Annotated in this window: 19 protein-coding genes; 10 read left to right on the top strand and 9 right to left on the bottom strand. The window is 72.8% G+C overall.

Features of this window, described 5'->3' with window-relative positions; translation table 11 throughout:
* Nucleotides 1–18: 18 nt before the first annotated feature.
* A complete protein-coding gene (locus ACWCV3_RS13090; protein WP_451222490.1) occupies nucleotides 19–1,845 on the bottom strand; it encodes a glycosyl hydrolase family 18 protein in 1,827 nt (608 codons plus the stop codon).
* A 192-nt stretch (nucleotides 1,846–2,037) separates the two neighbouring features.
* Here ACWCV3_RS13090 and ACWCV3_RS13085 point away from each other — a divergent pair, with 192 nt between their 5' ends.
* The 4 genes from ACWCV3_RS13085 to ACWCV3_RS13070 are packed head-to-tail and all read left to right on the top strand — an operon-like array spanning nucleotide 2,038 to nucleotide 4,854.
* A complete protein-coding gene (locus ACWCV3_RS13085; protein ID WP_451222488.1) occupies nucleotides 2,038–2,733 on the top strand; it encodes a response regulator transcription factor in 696 nt (231 codons plus the stop codon).
* Nucleotides 2,730–4,178, top strand: a complete 1,449-nt coding sequence (locus ACWCV3_RS13080) for a sensor histidine kinase (RefSeq protein WP_451222486.1) — start codon at nucleotides 2,730–2,732, stop codon at nucleotides 4,176–4,178. Before ACWCV3_RS13085 ends, ACWCV3_RS13080 begins: the two co-directional genes overlap by 4 nt.
* 56 nt (nucleotides 4,179–4,234) lie before the next feature.
* Nucleotides 4,235–4,657 carry a hypothetical protein gene (locus ACWCV3_RS13075; protein WP_451222484.1) on the top strand — a complete coding sequence of 141 codons (423 nt, stop codon included), beginning with the start codon at nucleotides 4,235–4,237 and terminating at the stop codon, nucleotides 4,655–4,657.
* The gene (locus ACWCV3_RS13070) at nucleotides 4,654–4,854 is read left to right on the top strand and encodes a hypothetical protein (RefSeq protein WP_451222482.1); all 201 of its coding nucleotides are present in this window, start codon (nucleotides 4,654–4,656) and stop codon (nucleotides 4,852–4,854) included. Before ACWCV3_RS13075 ends, ACWCV3_RS13070 begins: the two co-directional genes overlap by 4 nt.
* A gap of 192 nt (nucleotides 4,855–5,046) precedes the next feature.
* Here the strand turns inward: ACWCV3_RS13070 and ACWCV3_RS13065 are convergent, their stop codons facing one another.
* Both ACWCV3_RS13065 and ACWCV3_RS13060 read right to left on the bottom strand, forming a co-directional pair.
* A complete protein-coding gene (locus ACWCV3_RS13065) occupies nucleotides 5,047–5,682 on the bottom strand; it encodes a response regulator (RefSeq protein WP_451222480.1) in 636 nt (211 codons plus the stop codon).
* Nucleotides 5,679–6,851: a sensor histidine kinase gene (locus tag ACWCV3_RS13060; RefSeq protein ID WP_451222478.1), complete on the bottom strand. Its 1,173-nt coding sequence runs from the start codon at nucleotides 6,849–6,851 to the stop codon at nucleotides 5,679–5,681. The genes ACWCV3_RS13065 and ACWCV3_RS13060 overlap by 4 nt, the downstream gene beginning before the upstream one ends.
* Nucleotides 6,852–7,006: 155 nt before the next feature.
* Here ACWCV3_RS13060 and ACWCV3_RS13055 point away from each other — a divergent pair, with 155 nt between their 5' ends.
* Nucleotides 7,007–7,543, top strand: coding sequence for a hypothetical protein (locus ACWCV3_RS13055; protein ID WP_451222476.1), 537 nt, complete (start codon nucleotides 7,007–7,009; stop codon nucleotides 7,541–7,543).
* A 103-nt stretch (nucleotides 7,544–7,646) separates the two neighbouring features.
* Here the strand turns inward: ACWCV3_RS13055 and ACWCV3_RS13050 are convergent, their stop codons facing one another.
* A complete protein-coding gene (locus ACWCV3_RS13050) occupies nucleotides 7,647–8,219 on the bottom strand; it encodes a cob(I)yrinic acid a,c-diamide adenosyltransferase (protein ID WP_451222474.1) in 573 nt (190 codons plus the stop codon).
* A 189-nt stretch (nucleotides 8,220–8,408) separates the two neighbouring features.
* On the opposite strand from ACWCV3_RS13050, the gene ACWCV3_RS13045 reads away from it, so the two are divergent.
* The 3 genes from ACWCV3_RS13045 (at nucleotide 8,409) to ACWCV3_RS13035 (ending at nucleotide 12,507) form a co-directional block, all read left to right on the top strand.
* Nucleotides 8,409–9,257, top strand: a complete 849-nt coding sequence (locus ACWCV3_RS13045; protein ID WP_451222472.1) for a 3-hydroxyacyl-CoA dehydrogenase family protein — start codon at nucleotides 8,409–8,411, stop codon at nucleotides 9,255–9,257.
* A gap of 179 nt (nucleotides 9,258–9,436) precedes the next feature.
* Nucleotides 9,437–9,760 (top strand): STAS domain-containing protein, encoded by a 324-nt coding sequence (locus tag ACWCV3_RS13040; protein ID WP_135789822.1) that lies wholly within the window; start codon nucleotides 9,437–9,439, stop codon nucleotides 9,758–9,760.
* 257 nt (nucleotides 9,761–10,017) lie between these two features.
* Nucleotides 10,018–12,507 (top strand): ATP-binding protein, encoded by a 2,490-nt coding sequence (locus ACWCV3_RS13035; RefSeq protein ID WP_451222470.1) that lies wholly within the window; start codon nucleotides 10,018–10,020, stop codon nucleotides 12,505–12,507.
* A gap of 12 nt (nucleotides 12,508–12,519) precedes the next feature.
* On the opposite strand, the gene nucS is transcribed toward ACWCV3_RS13035, so the two are convergent.
* On the bottom strand, nucleotides 12,520–13,191 hold the full coding sequence (gene nucS, locus ACWCV3_RS13030) for an endonuclease NucS (protein ID WP_451222468.1): 672 nt from the start codon (nucleotides 13,189–13,191) through the stop codon (nucleotides 12,520–12,522).
* Between the two features lie 298 nt (nucleotides 13,192–13,489).
* Here nucS and ACWCV3_RS13025 point away from each other — a divergent pair, with 298 nt between their 5' ends.
* Complete coding sequence (locus ACWCV3_RS13025; RefSeq protein ID WP_451222466.1) at nucleotides 13,490–13,882, top strand: SCO5389 family protein; 393 nt, start codon at nucleotides 13,490–13,492, stop codon at nucleotides 13,880–13,882.
* Nucleotides 13,883–13,995: 113 nt separating this feature from the next.
* Here ACWCV3_RS13025 and ACWCV3_RS13020 read toward each other — a convergent pair whose 3' ends face one another.
* Nucleotides 13,996–15,024, bottom strand: a complete 1,029-nt coding sequence (locus ACWCV3_RS13020; protein ID WP_451222464.1) for an LLM class flavin-dependent oxidoreductase — start codon at nucleotides 15,022–15,024, stop codon at nucleotides 13,996–13,998.
* Between the two features lie 243 nt (nucleotides 15,025–15,267).
* Between ACWCV3_RS13020 and ACWCV3_RS13015 the strand changes: the two genes are divergently transcribed.
* A complete protein-coding gene (locus tag ACWCV3_RS13015; protein WP_451222462.1) occupies nucleotides 15,268–15,600 on the top strand; it encodes an ATP/GTP-binding protein in 333 nt (110 codons plus the stop codon).
* A gap of 13 nt (nucleotides 15,601–15,613) precedes the next feature.
* Here ACWCV3_RS13015 and ACWCV3_RS13010 read toward each other — a convergent pair whose 3' ends face one another.
* From ACWCV3_RS13010 to ACWCV3_RS13000, 3 genes are all read right to left on the bottom strand, one after another.
* Nucleotides 15,614–16,468, bottom strand: a complete 855-nt coding sequence (locus tag ACWCV3_RS13010; protein ID WP_451222460.1) for an ABC transporter permease — start codon at nucleotides 16,466–16,468, stop codon at nucleotides 15,614–15,616.
* On the bottom strand, nucleotides 16,465–17,592 hold the full coding sequence (locus ACWCV3_RS13005; RefSeq protein WP_451222459.1) for an ABC transporter ATP-binding protein: 1,128 nt from the start codon (nucleotides 17,590–17,592) through the stop codon (nucleotides 16,465–16,467). Before ACWCV3_RS13005 ends, ACWCV3_RS13010 begins: the two co-directional genes overlap by 4 nt.
* A 208-nt stretch (nucleotides 17,593–17,800) precedes the next feature.
* Entirely contained in the window at nucleotides 17,801–18,736 is a 936-nt protein-coding gene (locus ACWCV3_RS13000; RefSeq protein WP_451222457.1) for a cellulose-binding protein, read from the bottom strand.
* Nucleotides 18,737–18,822 lie beyond the last annotated feature (86 nt).

Here is an 18,822-nt window from a genome sequence, read left to right as displayed (position 1 = left end):
TGGGCCCCCTGAACTCGGCTACGAAAGGCCGTTGCTGAGGGCCGTCACGAGTTCACCGCTGCTGGTGTCCCCGGTGAAGTCCCAGAAGAACGCCCCGCCCAGGCCCTGGCTCTTGGCCCAGCTCATCTTGCCGGCGATGGTCGACGGGGTGTCGTACGACCACCAGTTGCTGCCGCAGTGGGCGTACGCGGTGCCCGCGATCGTGCCGGTCGCCGGGCAGGAGCCCTTGAGCACCTTGTAGTCCTCGATGCCCGCCTCATAGGTGCCCGGAGCGGCTCCGGTCGCGGTGCCGCCGGGGGCGTCCTGGGTGACACCGGTCCAGCCGCGGCCGTAGAAGCCGATGCCGATGAGCAGTTTGTTCGCTGGGACACCGGCCGCCCTGTACTTGGCCATCGCGTCGGCGGTGGTGAAGCCCGCCTTCGGGATGCCGCTGTAGGAGGTGAGCGGGGAGTGCGGGGCCGTCGGACCCTTGGCGTCGAAGGCGCCGAAGAAGTCGTACGTCATCACGTTGTACCAGTTGAGGTACTGCGACGCGCCCGCGTAGTCGGCGGCCTCGATCTTGCCGCCGCTGGAGCCGTCCGCGGTGACCGCGGCGGTGACCAGGTAGCCGGCGCCGAACTTGGAGCGCAGCGCGGAGACCACGTTCCTGAAGGCCGCGGAGCCGCTGGTGTCGCAGGAGAGGCCGCAGGCGTTGGGGTACTCCCAGTCGATGTCGATGCCGTCGAAGACATCGGCCCAGCGGGGGTCCTCCACCAGGTCGTAGCAGGACTGGGCGAACGCGGCCGGGTTCTTGGCCGCCTCGCCGAAGCCGCCGGACCAGGTCCAGCCGCCGAAGGACCACAGCACCTTGATGTTCGGGTACTTGGCCTTGAGCTGGCGGAGCTGGTTGAAGTTGCCGCGCAGCGGCTGGTCCCAGGTGTCGGCGGTACCGCTGACGGACTGGTCGGCGGTGAACGCCTTGTCGTAGTCGGCGTAGGAGTCGCCGATCGCGCACTTGCCGCCGGTGACATTGCCGAAGGCGTAGTTGATATGCGTGATCTTGGAGGCGGAGCCGGACGTCACGATGTTCTTGACGTTGTAGTTCCGGCCGTAGATGCCCCACTCGGTGAAGTAGCCGAGCTTGACCTTGTCGCCGGTGGCGGGTGGCGGGTTGGTGCCGCCGCCGGTGGTGCGCACGGCCGTGGCGGCGCTCGCCGGACCGGTCTGGTCGGCGGTGTCGCGGGCGCGCACGCTGTAGGAGTAGTCGGTGCCGGCGGTGAGACCGGTGTCCGTGTACGAGGTGGTGGTGACGGTGGCGACCGTGGCGCCGTCGCGCAGGACGTCGTAGTTCCTGACGCCCTTGTCGTCGGTGGCGGCCGACCAGCTCAGCTTGACCGAGGTGTCGGTCACGGAGGAGGCGGTGGGCTTGCCGGGGGCGGAGGGCGCCGCGTCACCGGGCGCCGTGGTGCCGTCGCAACTGTCGCCGTTGAGCCTGCAGTTGCCCGGGGAGCCGGAGCCCGCGCCGTTGAAGGCGAAGGAGATGGAGGCGCCGGGGGCCACCGAGCCGTTGTAGGACTTGTTCTTCGCCGTCCAGTGCGTGCCGGAGGAGGTGACGTCGGCGTCCCAGGCGGAGGTGACGGACGTGCCCGAGGGGAAGTCCCACTCGATCGTCCAGGAGCTGATGGCGGTGGTGCCGGTGTTCTTGACGGTCCACTTGCCTTCGAAACCGCTGCCCCAGTCCTGGGACTTCACATAGCTCGCGGTGACGTTGGTGGCCGCCTGGGCGGGGGCGGCGAGGCCGACGAGGCCGGCCAGGGGGAGCAGCAGGGTCACGGCACCCGCCGCGACTCTGTGACTGAAGCGCATGTGCGCCTCCCTCGATGTCGGGGGAACTTCACGAGGCATGGGGGACATGACTGAGCCTTCACGTCCATGCTGCCGCGAGAATAGGAAAGGTCTGGACCAGCGGTCAATAGGTCTGGACCATTTGTTCCGCAACTCGACTTAACCTCAACTCCATTACCAGCACGGGGGTTTGAAAGATCACCAGGAGGAAGCGTGAGTGACTCGGCAAGGCCCGGAACCGTCCTGGTGGTGGACGACGACGCGGCCATCCGCCGCTCCCTGGAGCGCGGCCTGCGGCTGAGCGGCTTCACCGTGCGCACCGCCGCCGACGGAACCGAGGCGCTCGCCGCCGTCGGGCGGGAGCAGCCTGACGTGCTGGTGCTGGACGTGTCGATGCCCGGCCTGACCGGCATCCAGGTCTGCGCCCGGCTCCGCGACGAGGGCCGCGAACTGCCCGTGCTGATGCTGTCCGCGCTGGACGAGACCACCGACCGGATCGCCGGGCTCCAGGCGGGCGGCGACGACTACCTCGTCAAGCCCTTCGCCCTCCAGGAACTCGTGCTGCGGCTGCGCGCCCTGCTGCGCCGCAGCCCACCCGCCGGCCGGGAGGTGCTGCGCGAGGCCGGGATCGAGCTCGACCCCGGCGCCCGTACCGCCCTGCGCGACGGCCGCGCACTCGACCTGACCCGCCGGGAGTTCCAGCTCCTGGAGGTGCTGATGCGCAACGCCGGGCTCGTCCTCACCCGCGACCAGCTCCTCGAACGCGTCTGGGGCTACGACTTCGAGGTCCGCACCGACGCCGTCGACACGTTCGTCAGCTATCTGCGCCGGAAACTGGAGGCGGACGGCGCCCCCAGGCTCGTGCACACCGTGCGCGGGGTCGGCTTCGTGTTCCGGGAGGCGCGGTGAGGCTCTCCGCCCGTGTCGGCCTCGCCGTCGGCTGCACCGTCCCGCTGCTGGTGCTGGCCTCCGGCTGGCTGCTGACCCACCTGGTCGCCCGGGACCTGCACCGGGCCGGCGACCAGCACCTGCGCCGGCGTGCCGCCGCCGTAGCCCCCGACGCCCGCGCCCTGCTGCGGGCCTCGGTGGGCGACCGTCCCCGCGTCGCCGACCAGCGGGAGCGGCACCTGTTCAGCTCCGCGCTCGACGTCGGCGTACGTGTCCAGGGACCGGGCGGCGTCTTCAGCGGCGGCCCCCAGCCCGGCCCCTCGGCACGGCTGCCCGAGCGGACCGGCGTGCCGGTGACCATCCGCGACGGCGCCCGGAGCTGGCGCGGGCTGGCACGGCCGGTGCGGGGCGGCACCCTGTGGGTGTTCGCCCCCGACACCGCCGACCGCGCCCAGATCCTGCTGGTCCGGCGCCGGGTGGTGTTCACCGCGCTCCTTGCCGCGCCCGTCTCCGGCGCCCTCGCCTGGGCCCTGGCCGCCGGGGCCGGCGCCCCGCTGCGCCGCCTCACCCGGCGCACGGCGGGCCTGGACCCGCGCACCAGCGGCGTACGGCTCGAACCGGAGCGGACCGGCGTCACCGAGGTCGACGAACTCAGCTCCACCCTGCGCACCGTGCTCGCCCGCTACGACGAACAGGCCGCCCGCACCGCCGAGGCCCTGGACACCGCCCGCTCCTTCTCCTCGGCCGCCGCGCACGAACTGCGCACCCCGCTGATGAGCATGGGCACCAACCTGGACGTCCTCGGCATCCCCGGCCTGCCCGCGCCCGACCGCGACGAGGTGCTGGCCGACCTGCGGCTCGAACACGCCCGGCTGCTGCACCTGCTGGTGATGCTCCGGGAGCTGGGCCGGGGTGATCTGGTGGAGGCCGAGACCTTCGCCGCCGTGGACCTGGGGGACCTCGCCGACGCCGCCGTGGCCGAGGTGCGGCGCCGGGACCGGGGCGCGGATGTCGCTCTGGTCGCCGAGCCGGGGGTGACCGTGCCGGGCTGGGAGCCGGGGCTGCGGCTGCTGCTGGACAACCTGCTGGCCAACGCGCTCGCCCACGGCCGCGATCCGGCGGGGGTCGCCCGGATACGGGTGGCCGTGGGACGCGCGGGGGAGCAGGCGGTGGTGGTCGTGGCCGACCAGGGGCCCGGCATACCGGCCGAGTCCCGGCAGCGGCTCTTCGAGCGGTTCCAGCGCGGCCCGGACAGCACCGGCTCCGGGCTCGGGCTCACCCTCGTCGCCCAGCAGGCCGCGCTGCACCGGGGCAGCGTCGGTGTCACCGACGGCCCGCACGGCACCGGCGCCCGCTTCGAGGTTCGGATGCCACTGGACGGCACCGGGAGGCCGGGGCGGCGGGACTGGCTGATCGGGACGGCCGGGGCGAACCGGTCACAGGGTTTCCCCAAAGAGACCTCCTAGCCTCCGGGGCGACGGACGGCACCACGGCCCGTCCCGGACCTGAAAGGGAGACGTACATGGACGCACGACGAAGCACCCGCACCCTCCTCGCGGGCCTCGCCACCGCGGCGCTGCTGGCGGGCTCGGCCGGTGCCGCCTCCGCCGCCGACGCCTCGTCGGGGGCGAAGCCCGCCGCCAAGGCGGCCGGTGACGGCGCACGGGCCCTGTGCAAGCGGGCCCCGAAGGCCGGCAAGCGCATCGACCGCGCCCTGAGGCGACTCGACGCGGGCAAGGCCCGGCGCGGCTCGGTGGCCCGGCTCCAGCAGCGTGTCGACAACGCCAGGAAGGCCGGCCACACCGAGATCGCCACCTTCCTCCAGGGCCGCCTCGACACCCGCGAGTCCCTGAAGAAGGACCTGCAGGAGCGCAAGAAGGACCTCGCCGGGGTCAAGACCTGGTGCGCCGCGAACGACGGCGGCAAGAAGGACAGCGGCAAGTGAGGCGCGGCACCCGGCGCGCGGCGGCGGCCGTCACCCTGGCCGCCCTCGCGGCCCTGACCACGGCCTGCGTCCACGACGGCGCCGCCACCCGGTCCAGCACGCCTCCGGGCTACTCGGACATGAAGAAGAAGGTCGACGCGGCGGAGTCGGCGGCCGCCGCGGCCGACCGCGACGCCGCCGGCGACGCGGACCGGTAGGGGAGGGGGCGCCCGAGAAGGGGCGCCCCTAAGGGCTGTCCCGTAATCCCCGGCGGGCGCGCGACGACAGCCACGGTGCCTCGCCGCGTTGTCGGATCGCCCACGTACGCCCAGTACGAGGACGACCCTCCGCCTTGCGATGCACCGCATCCGCCGCCGCGCGCTCATCCACCGGGGATTACGGGACAGCCCTTAGACCCCCAACTCCTGTGCCAGCACCGCCGCCTGCACCCGGCTGCGCAGCCCCAGCTTCGCCAGCAGCCGGCTGACGTGGGTCTTCACCGTGCCCTCCGCCATCGCCAGCCGGTCCCCGATCTCGGCGTTGGACAGCCCCTCGCCGACGCACGTCAGCACCTCCCGCTCACGCGGGGTCAGCCCGTCCAGCACGCTCCGGTCGGCGGTCCGGGCGGGCTGCCCGGCGAACTCGGCGATCAGCCGCCGGGTCACCGCCGGCGCCACCACACCCTCGCCGCGCGCCACGGTCCGTACCGCGGCCAGCAGTTCCGCCGCCTCGGCGTGCTTCAGCATGAACCCGGCCGCCCCGGCCCGCAGCGCCCCGAAGACGTACTCGTCCAGGTCGAAGGTGGTCAGCACCAGCACGTCCGCCAGCCCCTCGGCCACGATCTGCCGGGTCGCGGACACCCCGTCCAGCAGCGGCATCTGCACGTCCATCAGCACCACGTCCGGCCGCAGCTCCCGCGCAAGCTCCACCGCGCGCACACCGTCCGCGGCCTCCCCGGCCACCTCCACGCCGGGCGCGCTGCCCAGGATGAGCACGAGGCCGGCCCTTACGGCCGACTGGTCCTCGGCGACCACGACCCGGATCACGCGGCATCTCCTTCGGTGAGCGGAAGCACGGAACGGACGGTCCAGCGGGCGCCCTCCGGCCCCGCCTCGAACTCCCCGCCCAGCAGCACCGCCCGCTCCCGCATCCCGGTGAGTCCCGCGCCGGAGCCGGGGGCGCGCGGAGTGTCACCGGGCCGGTAGGGGCTGTCCACCCGGACGTCGAGCCGGCCGTCGCGCCGGCGCAGCCGGACCTCGACGGGCCCCTCGGCCGCGTGCTTGAGCGCGTTGGTGAGCGACTCCTGGACGATCCGGTACGCGGCGAGGCCGACCGGCGCGGGCACCTCGCCCTGCCCCGCCTCGAGACGGACCTCCATCCCGTTGGCGCGAGCGCCCTGAACCAGTGCGGCCAGCCCGTCCAGGGAGGGGATCGCGGCGGGCTCCCGGTCAGCCGACCCGGCCCGCAGCACACCGATCAGCCGCCGCATCTCGGCCAGCCCCTCGACGCTGTTCTCCCGGATCACCGCCAGGGCGTCCTTGGAGGTCTTCGGATCGTCCAGGGAGAGGGCGGCCGTGGAGTGGATGGCGATGGCGGAGAGGTGGTTGGCGACCAGGTCGTGCAGCTCCCGCGCCATCCGGGCCCGCTCGGCCGTCACCGCCTGGGCGCGGTCCGCCTCCGCCAGCAGCGCGGTCTGCTCGGCCCGCAGCCCGGCCGCCTCGGCCGCGTCCCGGTGGTTGCGCACCACCCAGCCGGTGGCTGCCGGGGCGAACGCGACCACGCCGACGGCCACGCCGACCAGCAGCCACCGGGGATCGCGTCCCACGGCGGCGGGTACCACCCCACCCAGCACCGTGAGCATCCCGGCGGCCCACGGCATCCGGCGGGCGGTGGCGGGACTGCCGTACAGGACGGTCGCGTACACCAGGTCGGTGTACAGCACGACGGTGACGATGCTGCCGACGGTCGCCGTGTCCAGCGCCAGCGCGGCCGTGCCGATCAGCAGGCCCGTACGCGGGCGGGTGCGGCGCAGCAGGGCGCATCCGGCGGTCACCGCGAGCGGGACCAGCGCGACCCAGGACGCCCGCCACAGCACGAGGGACTCGGCCGTTCCGCGCGGGTGGGTCCCGAGCGCCCACAGCAGCAGCCCGCCCAGCAGCCCGCCGACGGCTATGCGCACGTCGTCGCGGTGGGGGCGGGGCGTCCGAAGATCCATGCCCCCATCCAACACCGCCCCCGTACCCCCACGCCCCCACCCCGGGGAGGGTTCCGGATCCCTCTTTCGTTTACGCCGGTCTCGTCGCCGCCGACGATGCCCCGCGACCGGGCGGCAGGAAGGCTGGTCAGGGTGAACGACAAGAGGAGTGAAGCGTGATCGTCGGACTCGTCATCGCCTGCGAGGTGGCGTTCTGGGTACTGCTGGCCGCCGGCCTGGTCTTCCGGTACGGCCTGCGCATGCCGCGCACCGGGCTCGCCCTCCTGCTGTGCGAACCGCTGCTCGAACTGGTGCTGTTCACGGCCACCGCGATCGACCTCAGGAACGGCGCCGAGCCCGACTGGCGCCACGGTCTCGCCGCCGTCTACATCGGCTTCACCGTCGGCCTGGGCCACTCCACCGTCAAGTGGGCCGACGCCCGCGCCGCGCACCGGTTCGCGGGCGGCCCGCCGCCGGTCAGACCCCCCAGGTACGGATGGGCCCGCGCCGTCCACGAGTGGAAGGTGGCGGGCCGCTGGATCCTGGCCTCCGTGGTCGCCGCCGCCCTGCTCCAGGCCGCCGTCTGGTACGTCGGTGACGCCGGGAACACCGGCGCGCTGCGGGACTGGCAGCTGCGGATGGGCTGGCTGGTCGGCGCCAATCTGGTGATCGCCGCCAGCTACACCGTGTTCCCGAAGAGGAAGCCGGCCTAGGCAGGGGCGTCCGGGGCCTCTCGCCCGGACCGTGCCGGGCTCGCGGGGGCTGCCCGGCACACACCCCGATCAGCCGCGTCAACAACCCTCCGGGTCAATACACCTAACGCTCGCCGCCCGGCACCCACAGCACGTCGCCGGTCTCCTTGTTCGCGGTGCGGGCCAGGATGAACAGCAGGTCGGAGAGGCGGTTGAGGTAGGTCGCGGTGAGCGGGTTCATCGTCTCGCCGTGCACCTCCAGCGCCGCCCAGGTGGAGCGCTCGGCACGCCGGACCACCGTGCACGCCTGGTGCAGCAGGGCCGCGCCGGGGGTGCCGCCGGGCAGGATGAACGAGCGCAGCTTCTCCAGCCGCTCGTTGAACCGGTCGCAGTCCGCCTCCAGACGGTCCACGTAGAACTGCTCGACCCTCAGCGGCGGGTACTTCGGGTTCTCCACCACCGGCGTCGACAGGTCGGCGCCCACGTCGAAGAGGTCGTTCTGCACCCGGGTGAGGACCGCGACGACCTCCTGGTCCAGCCCGCCCAGCGCGACCGCGGTACCGATCACCGCGTTCGCCTCGTTGGCGTCCGCGTACGCGGAGATCCGCAGATCGGTCTTGGCGGTCCGGCTCATGTCGCCGAGGGCGGTGGTGCCCTGGTCGCCGGTCCTGGTGTAGATGCGCGTCAGATTGACCATGCCACCAGCGTAGTTGCCCCAAAGAACGCGAGACGGTGCGGATTTGACGGACCGGAGCGACACGACCGGAACGTGACGGGTGTCTCACGCCCTGAGACCGTGACACGCATTACTTACGGTCCTCAACGCCCCGCCCGACCGCTAATGTCCGCCGAGAGGAACCATAAACAGCGTGTAAGGGGAGTCGGAGTGGCAGGGAAGCTCGCCGTCATCGGGGCCGGTCTCATGGGGTCCGGCATCGCCCAGGTCGCCGCGCAGGCCGGCTGGGACGTGATCCTGCGCGACGTCACCGACGAGGCGCTGAAGCGCGGCACCGACGGCATCCGCGCCTCCTACGGAAAGTTCGTCGCCAAGGGCAGGCTGGACGCGGCGGACGCCGAGGCGGCCCTCGCCCGGATCACCCCGACCACCGACCTGGACGACGTCGCCGACGCCGACATCGTGATCGAGGCCGTCTTCGAGAAGCTGGAGGTCAAGCACGAGATCTTCCGCGCGCTCGACAAGATCGTGCGCCCGGACGCCGTGCTCGCCTCCAACACCTCCGCCATCCCGATCACCAAGATCGCGGCCGCCACCGAGCACCCCGAGCGCGTGGTCGGCGTGCACTTCTTCTCGCCGGTACCGATGATGCAGCTCGTCGAGCTGGTCCGGGGTTACAAGACCAGCGACGAAACCCTCGCCACCGCACGCGAGTTCGCCGAATCGGTCGGCAAGACCTGCATCGTCGTCAACCGTGATGTCGCCGGGTTCGTCACCACCCGCCTCATCTCGGCCCTCGTGGTCGAGGCCACCAAGCTCTACGAGTCGGGCGTGGCCACCGCCGAGGACATCGACCTCGCCTGCAAGCTGGGCTTCGGGCACGCCATGGGGCCGCTGGCCACCGCCGACCTCACCGGGGTCGACATCCTGCTGCACGCCACCGGCAACATCTACACCGAGAGCCAGGACGAGAAGTTCGCCCCGCCGGAGCTGATGCGCCGGATGGTGGACGCCGGTGACATCGGCCGCAAGAGCGGGCAGGGCTTCTACACGTACTGATCGCGACCGGATCACCCGCCGATCCCGTGCGCGTCCGTACAACCGCTCAGGGGGTTCACCCCCGAGGGTGAATTCGGTATCGGTTCGCTTACAACCAGCAACCGCGCCGACACCCACACAGTCAGACGTTGCACAGCACCGTCACGGAGAACGCCACTCGCACTCAACGGGGAGCGCATATGTACATCAGGGGCGACCACGCCGAGCTGGTCGTCGGGGGGCGCCTCGACGTCCGCAGCGCGGCGGACGCCCGTACGGCCCTCCACGCCGCGGTCGACGACGGGATCGGCGATCTGGTGCTGGACCTGTCCGAACTGGACTCCTGGGACGCCACCGGACTCGGCGTCATCATGGGCGCGCACCGGCGCGCGGGCCGCTGCGGCCGGCGCCTGGTGCTGCGCCGGGTGCCGCCGCAGATGCAGCGGCTCCTCGTGGCCACCCGGCTGCACCGCATTCTCGCCATCGAGGGCGGAGTCGGCGTGGAGTCGCTGCCCCGCGTGTGAGGTCCCCGAAGCGGGGCAGGCTCCAAGTCGTCCCGAACGGCGCGTCGCGCACATTCCTCACCGGAAGGTGATCTCCCGGATCTCTCGGGCCGTCCGGCACCCCGCCCTGTCGGGGACCCCTGCCGACGGTTTAGGGTTCGGTCGCCCGCCGCCTCGTGTAATCCGCGAGCGGGCCCGGACCAGAAGCGACAGCGCGATGTGCGGCAGGCCGGGAGGGGCCGAGATCGGCACACGACGCTTTTGGGGGCTTTGAACCCATGGACCCGATACTTCCGGGAACCGAGGACCACGGTCAGGCACTGAGCCGCCGTCCGCCGCGGGACCCCCTCACCGCCGACTTCGCCCCGAGCGGACCCGTGCCCGCCCGCACCACCCGGCTGGTGTGCGGCGACTTCCTGCTCACCGTCAACCCGGTCGACGGCAGCGAGATAGAGCCCTGCCCCCCGCACGAGCGTCCGGATACCCCCGCCAAGCGCACCCCGGCCGCCCGCGCCGAGTACGAGCGGGCCGCCCTGCCGCCCGCCCCGCCCGGACACCGCCCGCCCGTCCCCGAGCTGCTGGAGCGTCAGGAGATACGCGAGCGGCTGGTCCGGCTGCTCACCCGCGGCCGTACCGTCCGCCTCACCGGCCCCGGCGGCTCCGGCCGCACCGCCCTGCTCGACCTCGTCGCGGAGGACTGCGCCGATCTCGCGCCCGACGGCGTGGTCCGGCTCGACGGCCTCCACCGCACCCCCGACGACCTGCTGCGCGACCTCTTCCACACCGTCTACGACGCGCCCCGCCATCGCCTCCAGCCGGACGAACTGCGCGAGACCGTCAAGGAGATCGGCGCCGTCGTCCTCATCGACGACCTGGAGTTCGGCGGCGCCGCCCTGACCGAAGTGCTCGAAGCCGCCCCCGAGTGCGCCTTCCTCCTCGCCGCCACCCCGGACACCCCCGCGGCCGCCGGAGACGTCGAGGAGATCGGCCTGCCCGGCCTGGACCGGGCCGCCGGAGTGGAGATCCTCCAGCGGTCGGTGGGCCGCGACCTCACCGAGGAGGAGGCCGTCTGGGCCGGCGACCTCTGGTTCGAGTCCGAGGGCCTGCCGCTGCGTTTCGTCCAGGCCGGGGCCCTGCTCCGCCAGCGCGAGCAACTGCGCGCCAGCGGCGGCGTGGTGGACGAGTACGGCGTCTTCGAGGACGTGCGCGGCCCCGCCGACGCCGTGGTCGGCCTGCCCTTGGAGGACGAGGAGGCCGAGGAGGTGCCGCTGCCCTCCCTCGCGGAGGCCGCCGCGCCCGCGCCGCTGCTCGCCTCCCGGCTGGGGCCCTCCGCCCGCGCCGCGCTGCGCTTCGCCGTCGCCCTGGGCGGCGAGCTGCCGCACCCGGCGCATCTGCCGGCCCTGGTCGGCGACACCCACGCCGACGCCGCGCTCGGCGAGCTCCTCGGCTGCGGGCTGGTCTCCCCGGCCGGCTCCCGCTACCGCCTCGCGGCCGGGGTGCGTGCCCAGCTGGAGGCCGCCGGATACGACGAGGACGCCCCCGGCGAGGCCCGTACCGCCGCCCGGCACTACGCCTGGTGGGCCGCCCACCCCTCCGTCACCCCGGAGCGGGTGTGCGCGGAGGCCGCGGCGGTGCTGACCGCGCTGGAGACCGTGCTGCCCGGCACCGAGCCGGCCGCCGGGGGCGAGGACGAGCAGGCGACCGCCGTCCGGCTGGCCCACGCGGCCGGCGCCGCCTTCGCCGCCGGGCTGCACTGGACCGCCTGGGAACAGGCCCTGAGCGCCGGGTCCGAGGCCGCCCGCCTCGCCCAGGACACCCCTGAGCGCGCCTACTTCCACCACGAGCTGGGCATCCTCGCCCTGGTCCGTGGCGAACTGGACCGCGCACGCTCGGAGTTGGAGGTCTCGCACGGGATGCGCACCGCGCTCTCCGACATGCGGGGCACCGTCGCGGGCCGTCGCGCGCTCGCCCTGGTCGCGGACCGCAGCGGCGACCTGCCGGGCCTCGCCGCCCTGATGGCCGCCGAGGAGCCCGTGCCCGCCCGCACGGCACCGCTCGCCCCGGTCCCGGCCGCGTTCACCCCGTCGCACGGCCCCGGACCGGAGACCGTCGCCGCCCGGCGGCCCGGCGCGGCGAAGGAGCGCGCCGGGGTACGGGCCATCGCCCGGCGCAACCTGGTGGCCGCCGGGTCCGGTGCGCTCCTGGTCGCGGTGCTCGGCACCGTCGTCACCCTCGGCATGACCTCCGACGAGGGCGCCGGACGCAACCCGGCGAGCGATGTGGGCGGCAATCCGGCCGCGACCCAGGACCTGGACGACGGCACGCTGGGCGCGGTGCCGCAGCGGGACGAACCCACCCCCGCCGGCGCCGCCACCACCCGCCCCGTGGGCCCCGGCCCGGACGGCACCCCCGGCACCTCGGACGACCCCTCGCCGTCCGCCACCACCGGCAGCCCGAGCCCCGGTCCGACGGACACACGGGGCACCGGCGGCGAGAGCAGCCCCGAACCGACGCCCGGCGGCGAATCCGGCGGGCCGTCGGGACAGCCGACCGGCACCGGCAAGCCGTCGACGTCCCCGACCGGACCCACCGGCGACCCGACCACGGCGGAGCCGACGGACCCCGGCGGCCCCAGCACCTCCGCCGACCCCACCACGCCCCCGACGACGTCCACCTCCGCCGGCGGCCCGGCCGGCGGTGCCACGGCGTCAGCGCCCGCCTCCACCGAGGTCACGGAGAACGCGAGCACCGAGCCGACGGTGATCTGAGAGGCGGGGGACTCAGAACAGGCGGAGCTTGTCGTCCTCGATGCCGCGCATGGCGTCGTAGTCGAGGACCTTGCAGCCGATGCCCCGGTCCGTGGCCAGCACGCGGGCCTGGGGCTTGATCTCCTGGGCCGCGAACACCCCGCGCACCGGAGCGAGATGGGGATCGCGGTTGAGCAGCTCCAGATAACGGGTGAGCTGCTCCACGCCGTCGATCTCGCCGCGCCGCTTGATCTCGACTGCGACCGTGCCGCCCTCGGCGTCCCGGCACAGGATGTCGACCGGACCGATCGCCGTCATGTACTCGCGACGGATCAGGGTGTAGCCCTCGCCCAGCGTCTCGATCCGGTCGGCGAGCAGCTCCTGGAGGTGCGCCTCCACGCCGTCCTTGATCAGACCGGGGTCCACGCCCAGCTCGTGGGACGAGTCGTGGAGGACTTCCTCCATCGTGATGATCAGTTTCTCGCCCGCTTTGTTGATGACGGTCCACACGTCCGCCTCGTCACCCGTGCCCTCCTTCAGGGTGCAGGGCGGCGACATCCAGTTGAGGGGCTTGTAAGCCCGGTCGTCCGCGTGGACGGAGACGCTGCCGTCCGCCTTGACCAGGATCAGGCGGGGGGCCGAGGGCAGGTGGGCGGTGAGCCGGCCGGCGTAGTCGACCGAGCACCGGGCAATGACGAGACGCATGGTCGGCAACGCTACTCGACACGCACCCGTGCACGCGATTCGCCCGCGTCCCGCCACCTGACCGCCACCACGCCCGACCGGCGGGCCACCCCAATTGTCCCCGATAACTCTTGTTCATCCCTGGCCGATTGTGACCGAAGGGCGACCGTTCCATATACGCATTCTGCTGGTGTGGTCACCGACGGTTGCCTACCGTAGGAGCAGGGAGGCCGCGTGGGGGTACGGAGCGTCTCCGGTGTCGCGCACTCCCTTATCTGTCCGGCAACCCCCGTCCATCGGGGGTGCGAGAGGAGAACCCATGTCGCTCGACGTCTCACCGGCCCTACTGGAACAGGCCGAGCGAGGCGAGGTCGACGAAGCAGAATTCGTCGACTGCGTCCGGACCTCCCTGCCCTTCGCGTGGGAGATGATCAGCTCCCTGGTGGCCCAGCTGAAGGTGGACGGCGGACCCTTCGCCGACAACCAGACGCCTCCGCCGGACGAGCAGGCGCGCGGCCAGTTGCTGCGCGCGCTCGCCAGTGACGCCATCCGCGGCGCTCTCCAGCGCCACTTCGGCGTACGCCTGGCCTTCCAGAACTGCCACCGGGTGGCGGTGTTCCCGCTGGACTCGTCGGTGGACGAGCGGCTGGCCCGCTTCACCTCGGTGCGCGCCCAGCTCCTCAACCAGTCCCCGGAGATGCGGGACTGCTGACGCACACGCGCGACGTCGGCTCCACGAGCCGCCGGCTTGCCGTTCCCGTCCGGGGGAGGTGCATGCGGGACGGGTACGGCGGGCTCTCCCGGCGGCCGGGGAGCCGGTGGCGGTCAGCGCAGACGCGGCAGCACCTCGGCGCCCAGGCGCCGCAGGTTCTCCTCGGTCGCGTCCAGATCGCCGGAACCCTCGACCAGCAGGGCGAAGCGGGAGATCCCGGTCCGCTCCGCGGTGGCCGCGAGGCGATCCGCGGCCAGCCGGGGCGTGCCCACCGGGTGCAGCCCGCAGAGCAGTTCGGTGTAGGCGTACGGGTCGCGCATCGCGCGCGCCCGGCCGTCCACCGTCACATGGGCCTCAAGGCCCTGTTTCAGCCAGCCCGGCATCGCCTTCAGCAGCACCTCCACGGCGTCGCTGCGGCTGTCCGCGAGCTGGCAGACCCCGGCCGAGACATGGCCGGCGGCCGCGACCGCCTCGGGCGGGTGACCCGACTCGCGGGCATGACGCCGCCACAGGGCCACCATCTCGGCCTTCTCCTCGTCCCCGACGTGCATCCCCAGCAGCATCGGCAGACCCCGCTCCGCCGCGAGCCGCACGCTCTTCGGCGAGGTGCACGCCACCACCACCTCCGGCCCCGGCGCCTCGGTCAGCGCGTCCGCCGGGCGCGGCACCACCGGTACCTCGCGGAACGCGTACCGCTCGCCCGAGGCGCCGACCGACGGCTCGCGCAGCCAGCGCAGCAGCAGGTCCAGCGACTCCGGGAAGCCCCGCTCGTACGCCCCGAGCCCGGCGCCGAACACCTCCAGGTCCACCCAGGGCCCGCCCCGGCCGACGCCCAGGGTGAACCGCCCCCCGCTGGCGACGTGCAGCAGCGCGGCCTGCTCGCCGAGTGCCACCGGGTGGACCGTGGGCAGCACGCTGACCGCGGTGCCGACCCGGACCCGGCGGGTGCGGCCCAGCAGCAGCGCGGCCAGGGTGACGGCCGACGGACAGGTGCCGTACGGAACGAAGTGGTGCTCGGCCAGCCACACCGTGTCGAGCCCGGCCTCGTCGGCCACCTCGGCGGAGCGCACCGCCCGGTGCAGAGCCTCTCCGGCGCCCTGGCCCGGATACTGGGCCGCCAGCACAAAACTTCCAACGCGCATCGCATTTCCCGCTTCCTTGGCTCCGACCGGGAGCTCCCCCGACCGGCATAACCACATGACACGTGCCCAGGACACGGCTTGGTGGAGGGATTTGCGGATTGTCTGCAGAATGGTCGCTTCTCTGCTGGAATGGATCGGCCTGGAGGGGGACTTGTACGGGTCGGCGCCCTACGCGTCCCCCCGGCCGGTCCCGCGTAGGCTGGACGCGGTTCGTGCTTCCTGTATAGCCCCAAGAGGTGTCCCGTGTCCCCGCGTCGCAACCGACCCAAGGTGGCAGGCTCGTCCGGCCGAGGTGCCGAGGACGACCGGTCGGGCCGGTACGGAGGATGGCAGTCCACCGAGTCCTGGCAGGGCGAGGAGTGGAGCGTCCGCCATGTCGCCGGGGCGAGCGCCGACGGCAAGACCTACCGCTGCCCCGGCTGCGACCAGGTGATCCCCTCCGGCGTCCCGCACGTGGTGGCCTGGCCGGAACACGCGGGCGTCGACGACCGGCGGCACTGGCACAAGGCGTGCTGGAACGCACGGGACCGCCGCACCACACGGGTACGGCGGTCCGGGAACGCGCCCAGGTTCTGAAAGGCCGGCGCGGCTACACGTCCCGGCTCTGCAGCAGCGCGTACGCCCCGGCGAACGCCGCCGCGGTCACCCCCAGAATGATCCACAGCGGCTCCCAGCCCGAGGGCCCGGAGCGGCTGAGGGTGTTGTCGTAGAACACGCCCATCTGGCTCGGGATCGAGTACTCCAGCAGCGCCTGCTGCACCTTCTCCAGCGAGCGGGCGCTCATGAACAGCGCGATCACCAGCGGGGCCAGCACGGCGCCGATCATGATGGTGATGGCGCCCGCCGAGTGCCGGATCATCGAGCCGACCAGCAGCGACAGCAGACCGAGCAGCGCGGTGTACAGGCTGATGCCGAGCGTGGCCTTCAGCCATTCCCCGCCGGACGGGGTGCGGGTGCCGTTGCCCTCCAGCATCGAGGTCTGGATCAGCGCCACCAGCGACACCGTCGCCAGCGTCACCACGAAGGCGACCACGAAGAACACGATCGACTTCGCCGCCAGCACCCGGCCCCGGCTCGGGCACGCCGTCATCGTCGTACGGATCATGCCCGTGCCGTACTCGGAGGCCGTCGTCAGCACACCCAGCGTCATCACGCACATCATGCCGAGCAGCAGCCCGAAGAAACCGAGGGTCAGCGGGTTCTGGCCGTCCAGCTCACCGGCGCCCCGGACCGCCACGGCGGCCAGCACGCCGATCCCGACCACGAGCAGCACGAACACGCCGAGCGTCCACATCGTGGAGCGCACCGACTTCATCTTCGTCCACTCCGAGGCCAGCGCGTGCCCGAGATGCGCGGACGTGACCGGGATCGGTGAGCTGTAGCCGGACTGGAGGCCGCCGGACGCGGGGAACGCCTCGGGCATCGGGGGCTGCTGGGTGCTCATCGGGAGTCCTCGGGCTTCGTCGGTTCGGCGGGCGCGGCGTACGGGTTCGGCGTCTGGGGGCCGGGAGCGGTGGGCGCCGGCGGGGCGTACGGGGCGCCCGGCTGGGGCGGCGGCGGGGCGTACCAGCCCGGCTGGCCCTGACCCGGCACCGGCATCGGGGGCTGCACCCCGGGCGGCAGCGGCTGCTGGAGGCCGGAGCGCTGGTCGGCGGTGGAGCGGTAGTCGACGACGCCCTGCGTCATCCGCATGTACGCCTCCTCCAGCGACGCCTGGTGCGGCGACAGCTCCCACAGCCGTACGCCCGTCTCGTGCGCCAGGTCGCTGATGCGGGGGAGCGCGAGCCCCGTCACCCGGAGCGCGCCGTCCAGCTCGGGCAGCACGTGCCCGCCCGCCTCGGTCAGCGCCGAGGTCAGCTTCTCCCGCTGCTGCGGCTCGCCGTCCGGGGTGCGCACCCGCGCGAAGTCGGCCGAGTTGGCCGAGATGAAGTCGGTGACGCTCATGTCGGAGAGGAGCCGGCCCCGACCGATCACGATCAGATGGTCGGCGGTCAGTGCCATCTCGCTCATCAGGTGCGAGGAGACGAAGACCGTACGGCCCTCCGCGGCGAGCGCCTTCATCAGGTTGCGGACCCAGAGGATGCCCTCGGGGTCGAGGCCGTTGACCGGCTCGTCGAACAGCAGCACCTGCGGGTCGCCCAGCAGGGCCGCCGCGATGCCGAGGCGCTGGCCCATGCCGAGCGAGAAGCCCTTGGAGCGCTTGCGGGCCACTTCCTGCAGCCCGACGACCCCGAGCACCTCGTCCACCCGGCGGGCCGGGATGCCGGAGAGCTGGGCGAGGCTCAGCAGATGGTTGCGGGCGCTGCGGCCGCCGTGCACCGCCTTGGCGTCGAGCAGCGCGCCGACCTGGCGGGGCGCGTTGGGCAGCTTGCGGTACGGGTGGCCGCTGATGGTCACCGAGCCGGCGGTCGGGTTGTCCAGCCCGAGGATCATCCGCATGGTCGTCGACTTGCCGGAGCCGTTCGGCCCGAGGAAACCGGTCACCGCGCCGGGGCGCACCTGGAAGGAGAGGTCGTGCACGGCGGTCTTGTCGCCGTACCGCTTGGTCAGGCCAACAGCCTCGATCATGCTCCGCACCCATCGGAAGGTTCAGGACAGCGGGGCGCGTGCCCCCGTAAGGGTTAGGAGGATAACCGGGCGTGCCCGGTTCCGCTCAAGAGAAAGTAAAGCCAAAGGATCACCGTGTGTGTCCGGTCGGCGCCGAAAGCGGGCGAAGCCCCCTGCCGCACCGGCGGCAGGGGGCTTCGCCCGCGCTCAGCTCAGACGCTCCCGGACGTCACCGGGTCTGCTGCGCCGGCACCCCGCGGCCGGCCGGCTCGTCCTCCACCGGGGAACCGGCGGCGGCGACCGCGGCACCCGTCAGCGTGGCGAGCATCTCGCGGACGTTGGTGAGCTGGGCGTTGATGCTGTCGCGGCGGTTGGTCAGCGCCGCCAGCTCCCGCTCGGACTCCGAACGGATGCGGTCCGCCTTGGCGTTGGCGTCCGCCACGATGTCCTCGGCCTGGCGCTGCGCCGTCTCCACGGTCTGGCGCGCACGGCGGTCGGCGTCGGTGCGCAGCTTCTCCGCCTCCAGACGGAGCTGCTCGGCGCGGTGCTCGATCTCCGCGAGCCGCTTCTCCGCCTTCTGCTGGCGCGACGCCAGGTCCCGCTCGGACTGCTCGCGGCGCTTGGCGAGGTTGGTCTCGAAGTCGGCGGCGGCCTGCGCGGCCTTGGCGCGGGTCTCCTCGAAGAGGGCGTCCGCCTCCTCGCGCTTGGACTGCGCGTCCTTCTGCGCGTCGGCGCGGAGCTGGGACGCCTCGCCCTTGGCCTTCTCGACGATCCGGACGCCCTCGTCCTCGGACTTGGCCTTGCGCTCCGCGGCGAAGGACTCCGCGTCGTTGCGCACCTGCTGGGCCGCCGACTCGGCAAGCTCGCGGTGCTGCTCGGAGGCGCGCCGGGCCTCCTCGCGCAGGTCCTTCGCCTCCTCCTCGGCAAGGCGCAGGATCTTCTCGACCCGCGCGCCCAGCCCCGCGTACGACGGCTCGGCGTCGGTGATCTGGGCCTGGGCGTTCTGCGTCTCGAGGTGGAGCTCCTCGATGCGCTTCTCCAGTGCGGTGATCCGGGAGAGCGCGCTGTCACGGTCGGAGACGAGCTTGGAGATGCGTTCGTCCACCTGAGCGCGGTCGTATCCACGCCGCACTAGCTCGAAGCCGTAGGGGGAAGTGTCGCTCATGGGGTTCCTGTCGAATGAGACCGGTGAGGTGATAGAAGGAATCCTAGGCGCCGAAGCGGTGTGTCATCGAGCGGATACGTGTTTGG

The organism is Streptomyces sp. NPDC001781 (assembly GCF_053596035.1).
Note: the sequence above shows the minus strand (reverse complement) of the source record. Positions and strands in the feature narration are given on the sequence as shown.